5 protein-coding genes, 9 tRNA genes and 1 rRNA gene are annotated in these 12967 nt (G+C 35.2%); all 15 read left to right on the forward strand.

Annotation, left to right across the window (positions count from 1 at the left end):
• Positions 1-152: 152 nt before the first annotated feature.
• The 15 genes from C1Y58_RS23570 (at position 153) to C1Y58_RS23640 (ending at position 12885) form a co-directional block, all read left to right on the forward strand.
• A tRNA-Asn gene (locus tag C1Y58_RS23570) sits at positions 153-224 on the forward strand.
• Between the two features lie 18 nt (positions 225-242).
• Positions 243-314 (forward strand) — tRNA-Glu (locus C1Y58_RS23575).
• 29 nt (positions 315-343) lie between these two features.
• Positions 344-461, forward strand: a 5S ribosomal RNA gene (gene rrf, locus C1Y58_RS23580).
• Positions 462-465: 4 nt separating this feature from the next.
• Positions 466-540 (forward strand) — tRNA-Pro (locus C1Y58_RS23585).
• Positions 541-570: 30 nt separating this feature from the next.
• Positions 571-647, forward strand: a tRNA-Arg gene (locus C1Y58_RS23590).
• Positions 648-667: 20 nt separating this feature from the next.
• A tRNA-His gene (locus C1Y58_RS23595) sits at positions 668-741 on the forward strand.
• Between the two features lie 8 nt (positions 742-749).
• A tRNA-Lys gene (locus C1Y58_RS23600) sits at positions 750-822 on the forward strand.
• Positions 823-874: 52 nt separating this feature from the next.
• Positions 875-959: transfer RNA gene (locus C1Y58_RS23605), tRNA-Leu, on the forward strand.
• Positions 960-965: 6 nt separating this feature from the next.
• A tRNA-Gly gene (locus tag C1Y58_RS23610) sits at positions 966-1037 on the forward strand.
• A gap of 122 nt (positions 1038-1159) precedes the next feature.
• Positions 1160-1231: transfer RNA gene (locus C1Y58_RS23615), tRNA-Gln, on the forward strand.
• A 328-nt stretch (positions 1232-1559) separates the two neighbouring features.
• Entirely contained in the window at positions 1560-3383 is a 1824-nt protein-coding gene (locus C1Y58_RS23620) for a cache domain-containing sensor histidine kinase (RefSeq protein WP_105619448.1), read from the forward strand.
• Positions 3376-4896 carry a response regulator gene (locus C1Y58_RS23625; RefSeq protein WP_105619450.1) on the forward strand — a complete coding sequence of 507 codons (1521 nt, stop codon included), beginning with the start codon at positions 3376-3378 and terminating at the stop codon, positions 4894-4896. The genes C1Y58_RS23620 and C1Y58_RS23625 overlap by 8 nt, the downstream gene beginning before the upstream one ends.
• A 350-nt stretch (positions 4897-5246) precedes the next feature.
• Positions 5247-8777, forward strand: a complete 3531-nt coding sequence (locus C1Y58_RS23630; protein WP_105619453.1) for a fibronectin type III domain-containing protein — start codon at positions 5247-5249, stop codon at positions 8775-8777.
• 76 nt (positions 8778-8853) lie between these two features.
• Entirely contained in the window at positions 8854-11433 is a 2580-nt protein-coding gene (locus tag C1Y58_RS23635; RefSeq protein ID WP_105619455.1) for an S-layer homology domain-containing protein, read from the forward strand.
• Between the two features lie 135 nt (positions 11434-11568).
• A complete protein-coding gene (locus tag C1Y58_RS23640) occupies positions 11569-12885 on the forward strand; it encodes an ABC transporter substrate-binding protein (RefSeq protein WP_105619457.1) in 1317 nt (438 codons plus the stop codon).
• The last annotated feature ends 82 nt before the right edge of the window (positions 12886-12967 follow it).

Raw genomic sequence — 12967 nt, forward strand, 5'->3', positions numbered from 1 at the left:
TACGTTCAGCTGACCAGTACTAATAGGTCGAGGTCTTGACCTAGTGATTTGGAATGTAGTGAAAATCACCTAAAAAAGATTTAGTAAGAGTTATTATTGGAATATAAAAGTCGATTCAATGTGTAGTTTTGAGAGTACAATCTCAAATATAATCCTCGATGGCTCAATGGTAGAGCATTCGGCTGTTAACCGAAGGGTTGCTGGTTCGAGTCCAGCTCGGGGAGTTGGTTACAAGTTTATAAGGCCCGTTGGTCAAGCGGTTAAGACACCGCCCTTTCACGGCGGTAACAGGGGTTCGATTCCCCTACGGGTCATTCAAACTTAATATAATTAAGTGATAATTTTCAGTGGCGATACGTCTATGGGACACACCCGTTCCCATACCGAACACGATGGTTAAGACATAGACGGCCGATGGTACTTGGTGGGTGACTGCCTGGGAGAGTAGGTGACTGCTGAATTTATCGGGGTGTGGCTCAGCTTGGCTAGAGCGCTTGATTTGGGTTCAAGAGGTCGCAGGTTCGAATCCTGTCACCCCGATTCTGATTAATAATAATCAGTAATAAATGTGTGCCTGTAGCTCAGCAGGATAGAGCAGTGGCCTTCTAAGCCACGTGTCCGGGGTTCGAATCCCTGCAGGCACGCCATTTTAAAATTTAACATTGTGGTGGGTATAGCTCAGTTGGTTAGAGCGCCAGATTGTGGCTCTGGAGGCCGTGGGTTCGAATCCCATTACTCACCCTTTAAATGGATCACTAGCTCAGTTGGTAGAGCACTGGACTTTTAATCCAGGTGTCCCGGGTTCGAGCCCCGGGTGATTCATTAACAAAATATGAGACATATAGTAAAATAGTTTTGTATTTGCCTAGTCTACGCAGTTGTGGCGGAATTGGCATACGCGCTAGACTAAGGATCTAGTGTCCTTTTTGGACTTGAGGGTTCGAGTCCCTCCAACTGCATTCTAAGCGTGAGTGGCTCAGTGGTAGAGCATCGCCTTGCCAAGGCGAGGGTCGCGGGTTCGAATCCCGTCTCGCGCTCTTAAGTAGTAAATACTAAAAATCTAATTACGATATTTATCAATAAGCGCTACTAACTTTTTAAAGCGACGTGATTATCACCTAGCATAAAAAGTAAGGATCGCTAAATGCTAAAAATCTAATGGGTAGTCGCCAAGCGGTAAGGCACAGGACTTTGACTCCTGCATCCGCAGGTTCGAATCCTGCCTACCCAGTTCATTAAACATCTACATTCATGTAGATGTTTTTTTAGTCCAATAAGTAATTTTAGTAACCCATCTCTAAGGTCTGAACATAATCATCTCAGCAAATCCTATCCACATAAAACACGCCTACTTAGTCAAAGCTTTTTATCAACATAAATACGAACATATGTGGATAAAATATGAGAGTAAAGTAAGAAGCGAACAAATGTTTCCACAGCTTCTGAATAACTTGTGGATAAGTCATTTTTCCAATCTATTTTTGACAAGTATATAGTAGATGTTTATAATTAAGCTGAAACCGCTTTTGAATAAAACGTAGTTAAAGGTAGGGGTCTCTATGAACTTCATTAAAAAATTAATACATATCATTAATAGAAGCATTTTGAATAAATTAATTATATCCTTTATTTTTATTATTCTATTGCCCATAGCTATTATAAGTATTCTTTCCTATTCCAAACTTGTTGATAATATTAAAGAGAATTATTATAAGGATCAAAATCAGATTCTAAGTACAATCGATACAAGTTTGCAAATGTACTTAGATGATTTTAATCGGTTAACCTATAATGCTTATTTAGCAAAGGATAGTATTCAATTAATATTGAATAGTGATAACGATAATATCACCACAAGAGTAAGCAATATCAATTTATTTAATGCATTTGCTTCCAATTTGGTAGGTCTACGTGACGACGTAGAAGGCGTTTATTTATATACGATGGATGGTTATCTTTTCGATCATTCAAGATATGACGGAATGAAGCAGGTGTTTGATAAAGCGTATGATATTACAGCTGAATCATGGATGAAGTATATGATTGATAGTAAAGAAGAGTCTTTTATTATTGGAAGTCATCAACAAGGCTATAAATTGGAGCCACAATTTCCCTTTGTTATCACCATAGCTAGAAAGATCACTAGTTATGAAACAGGGGAGATAGCAGGTATTTTTTTTATTGATATTAATTTGAAAATGATTGAGAATTTGTTAGCCGGTGAAGAAGGTAATGATATCTTTATTTTAGATGAATTCAATCATATCGTATTTACTCATAAGGATGGAAACATAGGTAAGAGATTTAGTCAGCTTTATCCTAATGTTCCTATTGATAGTATCGAAGAAAAAAAAGCAGATATTATTGAAGACAACAATAACTTCGTTATTTCAAAATACAATGATTATTTGAAATGGAAATATGTTAAGTTAATTCCAAAAGATGAACTTATCCAAAAGACAAATCAAGTAGCTTTACCTTTAATTTGGACAAGTATTATATGCTTCATAGCCTTTTTAGTTGTATCCATATTTGTATCAGGTAATATCACCAAACCCATTAAGCTACTAAAAGATACAATGTTAAAAGTACAAGAATTAGATTTTAATCAAAAAGTGGATATAAATAATGAAGATGAAATTGGTAGCTTAGCTAAAAATTTTAATATAATGATTGAGAAGATTCAAGAATTAATATCAAAAGTCTATGAAACTCAATTGAAGAAAAAGGATTCCGAATTTAAAGCATTACAGGCACAAATTAATCCTCATTTTTTATATAACACATTAGAATCAATTAATTGCTTAGCTCTTATTTCAGGTGCTGAGGATGTATCTGAAATGATACAAGGGTTAGGAAGGATGTTCCGATACAGTATAAAACAAGAGAAAGATTTAGTAACATTGGAAGATGAGATAAATCATGTGAAGGACTATATACTGTTACAGGCTATTCGGTATGAGGATAAGTTCGATATTGAATACATTATAGGGGAAAATCTATTTAGAGCTAAAGTTATCAAATTCATTCTCCAACCCATTGTCGAGAATGCTATCTACCACGGTATTGAAGGTTTTGAAGACAAAGGTCTTATTATTATTGAGGCAAAAGTGGTAGATAAAGATTTGCTTATTAGAGTTCTTAATAATGGTCATAAATTAAGCTGCGATAAATTGCAAGACCTACAGTACCAGCTAAATAGTAATATACAGGATCTTTCCAGGTACGATCGTAAGGGTAAGTCTATTGGGATTCATAATATTCATTTAAGACTGCAGTTACAGTATGGAGAAAAATATGGGTTAAGTATAAACAATCATAAAGAAATGACAGAAGTTAATATTTTACTACCTTTAAATCTTGAGGAGGATAACCATGTATAAAGTTCTATTAGTTGATGATAAAGCGCTTATTCGTAAAGGTTTGCAAAAAATGATTGATTGGAACAATTTGAATTTAGAGCTTATAGGTGAAGCTGAAAATGGCAATCAAGCGTTGGAGGTCATAAAAGAAAAAAAGCCTCATATTGTTATTACTGATATACGAATGCCTAAGACCGATGGCATAGAGTTATTAAAAAGTATCAATCATCTATATCCGGAGATTAAGACTATAGTTATCAGTGGTTATGATGATTTTCAATATGCTCAGCAAGCAATAAAGAATGGAAGTTTAGATTATATTTTAAAGCCAATTAATCCTACAGAGCTTAATAGATCTATTGAGAAAGCTTGTATACTACTGGATAAAAATACTGATAGTGAGAGGAAGGCTTCAAATTATTTAATGAAATTAATGCATAACACTGGAGAGGCTGTTGATTATCATGCAGATGGACTGTTTGAAGATAATCCCGACAGGTTAGTATTTAGTACAGTTGCTATGTATGATAAATATAATGAGATCAATGTTAATAACATCTACAAGCAATTAAAGGGGTATAGTAATTTTCTGCATGTATTACTTATACAGGATACAAATGAAACATTATTTATTTTTTATACAGAACATGATCTTAAGTTAAAAGTATTTGAGTCTAGAATATATGACACCATAGAAAGAGTTATAGAAAATAATAGTACAAGTCATCGAATTATTTTTGGTATTGGTCAACCCTGTATGGGGATAGAGGGTATTAAAGAATCTTATAAAACAGCACGTGAGAATATGTTGTATGCATTATTAGATAAATCGATAACCATAGTTCTGAATTCAGAGATCGTCAATAAGCAATCTTTCAATATTCCTCTTGATCAATATGAGGATGAACTTCTCATTCATATGACTTCAGGAAATGTGAATGATGTCAAGTCTATACTAGAAAAGATAATAAAACGAGTGTTTGAAACTAAAGATATAAGAATGGATAGTATTCGTCTATTTCTAACAAACTTATGTCACATTATTTTGAGGGTTGATTCCGGGCTTTCAGAGGAGATACAGGATTTTTTAGTTAAAATTAATAATCTTTATTACTTTCTTTCCTTTGAGCACATGGAGATGGTTACACAAATGCTCATGAATTTATTTTATTACACAACAAAAAAGTACATGAAAAAAAATAATAAGAAAGATGCTGTCATTGATGACATAAAAGAATTTATCCATAAAAATTACTCAAATGATATTGGGCTTAGTCAAATATCTGAGCTTTATCATATGAATGCATCATACTTGAGTAATTTATTTAAAAAGGAAACAGGTGAAAATATTAATCAATACATCACCAAGATAAGAATAGAAAATGCCAAAAAAATGCTGACTGCACCGAGTGTTAACATTAAAGAATTAGCTTATTTAGTCGGTTATTCAGATTATACTTATTTCTATAAGGTATTTAAAAAGGTAACAGGTAAGACTCCTAAGCAATATAATTTAGAGATGATAACAAAATAATTCATTGATCAAAAGGAAAGTGTTAACTTTCCTTTTATACTTCTTTTTCATCTTAAGGAAAGTCGTATAATTCATTCATACCTATTAAGAGATTACTTTATAGTAAGAACAAAAAAAATACAATAAAAGAGAAAAATTATTGCATTGTATAAGTAATCTCTATCTTATATACTTAGCTTAGTTGGGCTAAGTAGAGCCAGTTATCAAAATGGATAGTGTGCTGTGTAAAATTCAGCAGACAATATGCTGAATATTCTGAATTTATTTAGCTCACAGTAATGCATATACGTAGTCATTGGTATGAATCAACATCATATCAAGCTAAGTTGAAACAAATAGGGGGTATTAAGATGAATAAGAAATTTTTGAGTTATCTTCTAGCAATGGTACTTACTTTTTCCAGTTTGGTAATGCCTGTATACGCTGAAGAATTAGACAAGGATGCAGATGCAATCATTTATGTGGATGCAAATACTGTGCTAGAAAGTGATTATAGGGGAGTAGGGGTACAATGGGATCCATCGGATCCAACTATCCGTGATTATACCGCTGAAGAGTGGCAGATGATTACTGAAAGGCTTGATTTTATGAAACCACCAATCGTAAGGAGCATATTTCAAGCTAGGTGGTATGCAAGACCTTCTACAACTACAAGCAGCAGTATCGAATACTACTGGGAGAATGAAGATGCTGAGGGGAATAACTCAACCTGGTTAGGAGAAGATGGTCAAGTAAGCAATGAGATGAAGAGAATGTATGCTATCTTGGATTATTGTCAAGCCAATGATATTGAGGTAATCTTTGGCGAATGGGCAAAGTCAGATCAATACCCGCTGGAAATGACTTCAACGACTGATCCAAAGTGGGCAGAGATGATAGTGGAGTGTCTAGATTACCTGATTAATGTAAAAGGTTATACTTGTATAAAATACTATAACTTCATCAATGAACCTAATTGGGATTGGGGTATATCTGATGATGAGGGCAGTGACAAATGGTCTATTTGGGCCATAGGTGTTACACAACTTCATAACAAAATGCTAGAAAGAGGATTAGGTGATCAAGTTAAGATCATAGGTCCTGATACCACTGGTGGTGATAATTGGATTGATTTAGTTGCACAAAACTTAGGACATATAGTAGATACTTATGATGTTCACAAGTACGCTTCTTTTAATGATGTGTTAAGCGGTGGTATTGAAGAAGCTGTAGCAGCTAAAAAAGAGGACTATCAAACAAAGGACCCTTATGGTGGTGAAAACAAACAATATATTATGGGGGAAGCTGGTTTAACAGATGGTAAGACAGAAAATGATCAGCAACCTAATGTACGAGAATTCATTTATGGTGTGCATATGTCAGATTATACCATCCAAACCATGAGAGGTGGTCAAGCTGGGATTATTATGTGGGATTTAGATGATTCCATGCACCGTAAAGATGCCTACGATGAAAACTCACCATTAAAAGTATGGGGGTTTTGGAACTCACTATCGGAATATAATGAGCAAGATTTAAGGCCTTGGTTTTATCCAATATCTTTAATGGCTAACTATTTTCCAAGAGGATCAGAGATTTTATATACCACTAAATCAGGCGATAGTTATGTAAGAGCTACTGCAGCGAAAATTGCAGATGGCAATGGAAAATATGATTTAAGTTTTGCTGTAGTTAACAACCAAGATGAAAGTAGAAAAATCAATTTGATGGTTCCGGCAGCAGAAGAGGTGGTAACCTTCAATGTCTATCAATATTATGATGGTGACATGAAAACCAATGCAGAAGGTTATCCAGTTGTTAGTGAAACAGTCACAAACGTGGATTTAGCCAATGGTTACGAAATAACCATGCCTAGCAGAGGTACAGTTATTCTCACAACACTGGAAGGTGGTTCATCTATTTCACTAGATCCTACAGCAGAAATTCCTGACATACCTGATGAAGCATCCATGAAGGATTATCGTTATAGCATTTCAGATGATTTGGCAGATTGGAGTAAAGTTGAATCTCATTCTGATGGCTGGGCATTTGATAATGGAAACGTACAATATTTTGAAGGTGATTCAACAAGGATTAAGAGAACCTGGGATGCTGAGCAAGATGTAGTCTATAAGCTGGAAGATATCAACGACTTTACAGCAAGAGTGTATTATGATCCTGGTGTCATCGCTTTTGATAACACAGTTAAATTCTATTCTTCACCAGATGGCATGACATGGTCAGAGCTTGCAATAACAATGGATACGCCATTGAATACAGGTGATGGATGGCATCGAGTGAATTTTAAACCAGCTGCAGGTGTACCAGAGGGGACAGGGTATTTAAAAATTCTATTCCTTCCAGATGGTGATAGTGGTAATGATAGTAACTCATGGACACCACAGCTAGCTTATGTGAATATTACAAGGGAAGTATTGAAGGATGACATTGAAAATTATGATAAAATGTATGACCATGGGTCCTTTATGTTTGATGATTCAAATGCTCATTATTTTCATGGAGATACAACTAGGATAAAAAGAGCGGAAGATAGTGATCAAAGTGTTATCTATCGTATGAAAGATATGGGAGATTTCAAGATAAGGGTATACTATGAGAATTATATTGACGGGAAAGTGAAATTTGAGGTGTCTTCAGATGGAGAATCATGGACAGATCTTAAGACTCAGCATGGAGAAGAAGAATTTGCAGCCGAAATATGGTATGGTACAACTTTTACACCTGATGAATCATTGCCAATAGACACAAACTATCTAAAAATAACTTTTCTAACAGATGGTAACCCTTGGCAACCTCAGTTGACCGATGTCATGATTATACCAGCAAGAATGATTAATGATCAATTGTACGATACAAGTCAATTATATGCTTATTCTGATGGCTGGCAAGTTGATCAAGAGAATACACATCTCTTTGATGACGATGAAGCAAGGTTAAAGAGAGGCTGGGATGGATCGGAAGAAGTTATCTACAATTTAGCTAATCTATCCAGCTTTAAAGCAAGAGTATACTTTGATCCAGATGTTGTGGGTATTGATGATACCGTAAAAATATATACCTCATCAGATGCTGTAACATGGTCAGAATTAGGTGTTGACCATGATGAACCTACTAGCACCAGTGATAATTGGTATAAAACTAACTATACACCAGCAGAGTCTATTCCAGAAGGTTCTAATTTCTTAAAGATTGAATTTTATGGAGATGGAAGTAAAGAAGGTAATGCGTGGTCACCTCAATTAGGTGAGGTAAAAGTCATATCAGGTGAAACAGAAGATCATACACCACCAACAATACCGACAAACCTGAATGCAACCTATGGAGCCACACATGTTGACCTGACTTGGGATCCTTCAACTGATAATATTGAACTAAAAGAATACCGTATTTACGATGGTGATGAGCAAGTTGCAACGTCTACAGAACCATCTATTAAAATTGAAAACTTGAAGCCTGAATCTGAACATGCCTATACAGTCAAAGCTGTAGATGCATCTGGTAATATCTCTGATGCAAGTGAAATAGTTAGGGTTACAATGCGTAACTTGGTATCTATAGATGAAGTAGAATTTATGGATTACAAAGGAAATATTGTGGACAGTCTAGAACATTTGGAATTTGTACGAGCCGAAATTAAAATAACGAATAACAATTTTTATGATACATCAGCAACGACGATATTAGCTTTATATAATACTAAAAACCAATTAGAGAGAATTTCTTTCATTGAAAAAGAATTAAAGGTTGGAGAGACACTTTCAATGAATGCTGGATTCGATTTACCTCAAAATACTAAAGGATATAAAGTAAAAGCTTTTGTATGGGATAGTTTAATGAATATGGAGCCATTGAGTTATACCTATGAAATAACAAATAACTAAGTATAAGGCCCTCTATTACAATATAGAGGGTCTGCCATACAAAAATTACTGTATAGAAAGGATAAGAGGTCTGAAGATGAATACTTTTAAGAGGTATATAAATAAAATTCTAATATTGGTACTAACATGTAGTATATTAATAGCTTATAGCACAGAGATTCAAGCATCTACGGGGAGTGGGACATTGAGTGATACAAATATTAAATACTTTGGTCGTTGGGATTATAGCGATGGGCAAGTCTTTAGAAACTATTGGGGTGGTGCCTACTTCAAAGTTAATTTTACTGGCACAACAGTTCAGATTCAATTAGCAAGTGAAGTTGATTTATATATCAATATTGATGGGAATGCATCCTATATCGATGATGCCAATGGTACCGTCAACTTAACCCCTGAACCTCTTTCATCAGGAGAACATACATTAATGGTTGCATCAAGATACCATGATGATCTCTTTGAATTTAAAGGGTTAATACTCGATGCAAATGCAACTACTATTGCTTCTGATGTTAGCTCCACGATCATTGAATTTGCAGGTGATTCCATTACTGCTGGATACAAGCTCTCCCAACAAGCCATATCCGATTATGCATGGTTAACTGCAGAGCAGCTTGGGTACGAGCATACTCAAATAGCTTTTTCTGGTATTAATCTGGAAGATGATTGGTCTGCCAGCTATGTGGAATCAAAGATTGGACTAAGTAAGCAATTCTTTAAGCTAGAAAACGCTTATTATCAAGACGCAAGAGACTGGGATTTCAATCTTTATCAACCTAAGATGGTTGTCGTAAATATTGGTACAAACGATCATTTTATGAATGTACCAGAATCAACATTTGAAAGTACTTACATTACTTTCCTTGAAAATATCCGTCGTCAATATGGAAAAGCTGAAATTTTAGTGTTGAGACCTTTTGGTGGATATATGGAAGATTCTACTTTAAAAGCAGTTAATGCGCGATTAAGCTCAGGTGATCTTAAAGTGCATTATATTGATACCACTGGTTGGCTTGATAGTAGTGATTTTCCAGCAGATGATTATGTCCATCCGACAGATAATGCTCATATTAAAATAGCTAATCAGCTTGCACCCGTTATTGAATCTTTTTTATTAAAAGAACCTGGAGAAGAAGAAAGTAATATCTTATCTACCAATACAAAGGTATTAAGTAATGGACAAGTACTTATATCAGGAAGACTAGCAACTGGGGTAGGACAGATGGTCACAGTGAAAGTGCTGAATCCCAATGATGGTATTGAATACTTGGATCAAACCTTGACAAATGAAGGTGGTAGTTTTGAATTTGCTTATCAGAATCCGGCTATGAACAACGGTGCTATCTATACTGTTGAAATAAGTGCTTATGGAGAATCAAAGCCCATTACCACAACCTTTCAATTTCAAAGAGGCTCCAGTAGTATTGGAGATGACGACGATGATGAGAATGAAAAGAAAGATAAGCAGAAAATTTCATCAGGTCAGTCAGAAATGACCTTACCTCATCCTACATTTGATGCTTCAAAAGGAGTGGCTAAGGTAGATGTTAGTACAGAAATAATAAAAGATGCATTTGATGCAGCAGAAGCTGATAAGTATGGTATCAAGAAAATAAAATTAGAAATACCAAAGGTGAGTGAGGCTGAAACATATTTGGTAGAGCTACCAGGTGATGAACTTATTTCAGGGACATCTTTTGAAGTGCTACAACTAAAAACTAATATTGGTACTGTTACAGTGCCAACTAATATGATGGAAGGTATTATCAAACATGCCGATAGTATCACCATAGCTATTGATCAATCAGGTAAAGACAATATCAGCCCCCAAGTGATGAGTAAAATAGGTGACCGACCTATTGTTAATATTGATGTAGAAGTGGATGGTAATAAGGTAAGTTGGCAAAACGAAAAGGCTCCCATTGAGATTGCGATACCATACATCCCAACAGAAACAGAATTAATAAATCCTGAGCATATTCTTATTTACTATATCACTGAAGATGGGAATGAAGTGCCTATAAGAAGTGGGAAATATGATGATGCTTCAGGTACGGTTACCTTTAAAACCAACCATTTAAGTAAGTTTGCAGTGGCTTATGTTATGAAGACTTTTAATGATGTATCTGATTATCCATGGGTAAAGCGGGAAATAGAAGTATTAGCTTCAAGGGGTATTATTAATGGTACATCGGAAGTGACATTTGCACCATCAGAAAACATTAAAAGAGCAGATTTTATTTGTTTGCTTGTCAGTGCATTGGAACTGGATGCAGATGTGAACGATAATTTTTCTGATGTGAAACAATCGGATTATTATTATAGGGCTGTTGGAATTGCAAAAAAATTGGGTATCACTTCTGGAATTGGAGATAATAAGTTTAATCCTGAGGCAAGTATAATGAGACAGGATATGATGGTACTCACTTCAAGGGCTTTAAAGGTAGCTGGTATCACTTTAGACAATGACTCCGACAATGACTCCAATAAGTTTAAAGACCAGAAGGATATATCACCCTATGCATTAGAGCATATACTGCCATTAGTCAATGAAGGCATTGTTATGGGAGATGGTGAGCATCTTGATCCACTAAAAGCATTAACACGAGCAGAAACAGCAAGTATTATTTATAAAGTCTATCGTATGTTGAATGACTGATATAAAAACAAAAAATTTGCAATAAATGAAGCAAATTTTTTCATTGTTAAAGATAGAAGTCTTCGATATACTAAACTAGTAATTTGGTGTTGCAACACTTAGTATTTTAATCAGTAGATTAGGGGGAATTTTTTAATGGGTAGTAAGTTTAAGAAAACAGTGGCTCTTTTATTAGTATTGAGCATGAATATAGCTCTCTTTGCTGGATGTACAGGTGAAGAGGTGAAAACTAATGAGCAAGAACAAGTGCAGCAAGATAGGCAAAAAGAAGGAACACAAGATGACGATCAAAAAGATGTGACTCTAAACGTGATGCATTGGAGAGTTGAGGATGCTGAGGTATTTGATCGGTTAAATGAACAATTTAATCAAGAATATCCTAATGTAAAAATTGAAATGGACCCTGTCCCAACTAAAAACTACGCAAATGCAGTTACAGTAAGACTAGCATCAGGTGAAGCAGATATTGTTGGTGTTGATCCACTTGGTCAGTTAATTAATAAGATACCAGCAATCCTTAAAGGAAATGCCTTATATGATTTAACTGGTCAAGAGTTTTTAGATAACTATAACCCATCTATCTGGGGGGATAATGCTGTCTATGAAGGTAAAGTACTTGCGGTACCTACATCGTTGAATACAGTAGTTGTATTCTATAACAAGGATCTCTTTAAGGAGTTAAATTTAGAGATTCCAAAGACTTATGCTGAGTTCATTGAAGCATGCGAAGTAATTAAAGCAGAAGGAATTGACCCTATAGGCTTTGGTGGAAAAGACGGATGGCCAGTCAATGTTGATATGATCGGTGTAGAAGGTGCCATCGTTAGAAGTGAGAATCCAGACTTCTATAAGCAATTAGCAACTGGAGAAACGAAATTCACTGATCCACTGTTTGTTGAGGTATTATCTAAGCTGAAAGAGATCTCCAAGTACTTTGAAGAGGATTCAATGGGAGTTGCCTATGATGATGTACCTGTATTATTCTCGCAAAAGAAAGTGGCTATGATTCTTGATGGATCATGGAGTGCAGCAAACATTCAAATGTTAGGAACAGATTTTGAAGTAGGTGTATTCTTATTCCCAGGATCTGATAATGTTGATCCAGCTAACTATGTACCTGTCAAATACGGTCTATGTTGGGCTATTAGTAATGAATCTGAAAATAAAGAAGCGGCATTAAAATATCTTGAATTCTTATCACGACCAGATGTTTATGCAGATTATATAACATCTGTTAATCAAATGCCAACTCAAGACGGTATCACTTTTACAGATCCATTATTAACAGAAGTTGCAGGATTACTTGGAAATAATATAGAATTTGTAGACCAAGTTTATCCTCCAGGAAGTAATATTGATCCATGGCAATCTCTACAAGCTATGATCATTGGTGCTAAAACACCAGAAGAAGTAGCTAAAGAAATGCAAGATAAAGTTGATAGTATGCAATAATTCTTTAAGCAGTAATTGGCACAGAGCTATTCTGTGCCAATACACTTTTGTTTCCTAACCGCACAAACTTTTTAAAGAAGAC

It is taken from the genome of Vallitalea okinawensis (assembly GCF_002964605.1).
GTDB lineage: Bacteria > Bacillota > Clostridia > Lachnospirales > PQDH01 > Vallitalea_A > Vallitalea_A okinawensis.